This is a genomic window from Mycobacterium sp. E735 (assembly GCF_001666955.1).
Lineage (GTDB): Bacteria > Actinomycetota > Actinomycetes > Mycobacteriales > Mycobacteriaceae > Mycobacterium.
The window spans coordinates 1-612 of sequence record NZ_LZIX01000131.1 but is presented as its reverse complement, the minus strand read 5'-3'; the positions used below and the strand labels follow the sequence as shown (position 1 = coordinate 612).

Sequence of the window (612 nt, the reverse complement as noted above, 5' to 3'; positions counted from 1 at the left end):
CCGGTGCCGGTGGGTGTGGTCGGTGAGTTGTATGTGGCGGGTCGGGGTGTGGCGTGTGGGTATGCGGGTCGGTCGGGGTTGACGGCGGGGCGGTTTGTGGCGTGTCCGTTCGGTGGGGTGGGTCAACGGATGTATCGCACTGGGGATTTGGCGCGGTGGGGTGGCGATGGGCAGTTGCAGTATTTGGGGCGTGTTGATGAGCAGGTCAAGGTTCGCGGGTATCGCATTGAGTTGGGTGAGGTCCGGGCGGCGTTGACGGCTGTGGGCGGGGTGGAGCGGGCGGTGGTGGTGGCCCGGGAGGATCGGCCCGGTGACAAGCGTCTGGTCGCCTATATCACCGGTGGCGCCGATCCGGCCGATGTGCGTGCGCGGTTGACCGATCGGCTGCCGATTTACATGGTGCCGGCGGCGGTGGTTGTGCTTGATGAGTTGCCGCTGACGGCCAACGGCAAGCTCGACACCCGCGCCCTGCCCACGCCTGATTACCAGGGCGGCGGGCACTATCGCGCTCCCGGCGATGCCGTCGAGGAGATCCTGGCCGGCATCTATGCCCAGGTGCTGGGCGTGGAACGGGTCGGCATCGACGACTCCTTCTTCGACCTGGGCGGGGAC

Annotated in this window: 1 protein-coding gene; it reads left to right on the top strand. The window is 67.5% G+C overall.

What is annotated here, in order from left to right; translation table 11 throughout:
- The coding region (locus A5704_RS10385) for a non-ribosomal peptide synthetase (RefSeq protein ID WP_156737656.1) at positions 1 to 612 on the top strand (612 nt) is incomplete at both ends.